Source organism: Kitasatospora sp. NPDC091257, assembly GCF_044757675.1.
GTDB classification, from domain to species: Bacteria; Actinomycetota; Actinomycetes; order Streptomycetales; family Streptomycetaceae; genus Kitasatospora; species Kitasatospora lactacystinica.
Window position 1 is genome coordinate 1 of record NZ_JBIVVI010001186.1, and the last position, 2,764, is coordinate 2,764.

The window sequence follows — 2,764 nt, forward strand, 5'->3', positions numbered from 1 at the left end:
GGCATGCCTGAGGGGTGGTGCTGTGCCCCTGTGGCAAGCCGGCTCGGCCGCTGCCTCCTGGTGGCGGCCGGCCGATCGCGTTGTATTTCATCTGAAGTTGTTGATTACTGTTGAATGTTGGGTCTACTGTCCTCCCCGGCATGTCGGCATGCACCCGCCAGTCCCGGCCGCCCCGGCCGGGCCGAGTCCTGGTGGGCCCCGCTCCGGCCGACCCAGCCCGAGGACAGGAGTAGTCGATGACCGAACCACCCCACCCGCTCCGCCGGGGCGTCACCGCCCTGGCGGCGCTCGCACTCGGCGTCGCCGCCGCCCTGGCCGCGCCGGCCGCGGTGGCCGCGCCGGCTCCCACGACGAAGTCCGTGACACTGGACGGCCGTTCGCCGGGGCGGGCGTACGACGGGCTCGGCGCGATCAGCGGCGGCGGCGCCACCTCGCGTCTGCTGGTCGACTACCCCGAGCCCCAGCGCAGCCAGGTGCTGGACTACCTGTTCAAGCCCGGTTACGGCGCCTCACTGCAGATGCTGAAGGTCGAGATCGGCGGTGACGCCAACTCCTCGGACGGCCCCGAACCGTCCCACATGCGCACCCCCACCGAGGTCGACTGCGACCGCGGGTACGAGTGGTGGCTCATGGAGCAGGCCAAGGCCCGCAACCCCGGGATCACCTTCTACGGCCTGGAATGGGCCGCGCCGGGCTGGCTGAACGGCGGCGTCTGGTCCCAGGACAACATCGATTACCTGGAGTCCTGGCTCGGTTGCGCCCGGCAGCACGGACTGAACGTCGGCTACCTCGGCGGCTGGAACGAGCGCGGCTACGACAAGGCCTGGTTCGAGAAGCTGCGCGCGGACCTGGACGGCCACGGCCACCAGGGCACCACCCTGGTCGCGTCCGACAGCGACGACGAGCACTGGTCGATCGCCGCGGACATGGCCGGCGACCCCGCCTTCGCCAAGGCCGTCGGCGTCATCGGCCTGCACGGCACCTGCTGGCACTCGACCCCCGTCTACACCGCCTGCCCGGGCAGCGACACCGCGACCGGGCTGGGCAAGCGGCTGTGGGCCTCCGAGGACGACAACGACAGCTACGGTGCCGACCCGGCCGCGCTGGCCCGCAACGTCAACCGCGAGTACCTCGACGCCCGGATCACCTCGGACATCAAGTGGGCGCTGGTCAGCTCCTGGCCCTCGAACCTGCCGTACGCGGGCGCCGGGCTGATGGCCGCCGACCAGCCGTGGTCCGGCAACTACGCGGTCGGCCGCGACATCTGGGTCATGGCGCACACCACCCAGTTCGCCAAGCCGGGTTGGCAGTACCTGGACGGGTCCAGCGGCTACCTGACCGGGACCGGTGCCAACGGCGACCCGCACAGCGGCAGTTACGTCACGCTCAAGTCAGGCCGGGACTACAGCACGGTCATCGAGGCCACCGACGCCACCGCCGCGCAGACCCTGACCTTCAAGGTCGCCGGCGGCCTGTCCACCGGCCAGGTGCACGTCTGGGCCACCGACATGAACTCCACCGACCCGTCGAAGTGGTTCGTCCACGCCCAGGACGTGACCCCGAAGAGCGGCTCGTACTCGCTCACCGTGCAGCCCGGTTACGTCTACACCGTCACGACCACCACCGGACAGGGCAAGGGCACCGCCGTGCCGCCTGCACCCGCCGCGATGCCACTGCCGTACCAGGCCGACCTCGGCGGCTACCGCGAAGGGGCCACCGCCCGCTACTTCCACGACTGGGCGGGCGCCTTCGAGACCGCGCCCTGCCCGTCCGGAGCGACCACCCCGGTGTGCCTGCGCCAGGTCATCAGCCGGGCGCCGATCCCGTGGCACGACGACATGAACTACACCCCGCTGACCCTCCTGGGCGACCCGTCCTGGGCCCACTACCAGGCGAGTTCGGACGTCGCCCTCGAACAGGCCGGCACCTCCGCCGAACTGCTCGGCCGCATCGACCACGTCGACCACGACCGCTCCGGCTACCATCTGAAGATCGACGACACCGGTGCCTGGAGCCTGTTCAGCGAGGACCGCTCCGGCGCCGACACCGTGCTGGCGAGCGGCAGCTACCCCGGCGCGGGGGCCGGAACCTGGCACAACCTCGCGCTGGCCGTCCAGGGCCAGACCATCACCGCGTCGATCGACCGCACCCAGGTCGCCTCCGTCGCCGACGCCGGGCACGGCATCGGCCAGATCGGCCTGGGCGTCGGCGGGTTCCAGCACGCCGACTTCGCCAACACCACCGTCACGCCGCTGGCCGCGCCGGCCACCCACACCGTGACCAGCGTCAACAGCGGCAAGTGCCTGGACGTCACGGGCGCTTCGAGCGCCGACGGCGCCGAGGCCGTGCAGTGGACGTGCGCCGCAGGCAAGGCCAACCAGCAGTGGACGCTGGTGCCGGTCGCCGGGACCGGCAGCGTCCAGCTGGTCTCGGCGAACAGCGGCAAGTGCCTGGACGTCACGGGCGCTTCGAGCGCCGACGGCGCCCAGGTCGTGCAGTGGACGTGTGCCGCAGGCAAGGCCAACCAGCAGTGGACCCTCGTCCCGGACACCGGGGCCCGCATCCAGCTGGTCTCGGCGAACAGCGGCAAGTGCCTGGACGTCACGGGCGCTTCGAGCGCCGACGGCGCCCAGGTCGTCCAGTGGACCTGCGCCTCCGGCCGCGCCAACCAGCAGTGGACCGTTTCCTGACGGGACCGAGACGCCCCTGCCCGGACGTCGTGCCGGGCGCCCCGACCGGGCGCCCGGCACGGAGCAACACCGCC

1 protein-coding gene is annotated in these 2,764 nt (G+C 71.8%); it reads left to right on the plus strand.

The features are described 5' to 3' along the window. Positions 1–236: 236 nt before the first annotated feature. The gene (locus ACIQOV_RS36085; RefSeq protein ID WP_401055036.1) at positions 237–2,690 is read left to right on the plus strand and encodes an RICIN domain-containing protein; all 2,454 of its coding nucleotides are present in this window, start codon (positions 237–239) and stop codon (positions 2,688–2,690) included. The last annotated feature ends 74 nt before the right edge of the window (positions 2,691–2,764 follow it).

Coding starts and splice junctions, on each gene's coding strand:
- ACIQOV_RS36085 (WP_401055036.1), top strand. CDS start 237: ATGACCGAACCACCCCACCCGCTCCGCCGGGGCGTCACCGCCCTGGCG.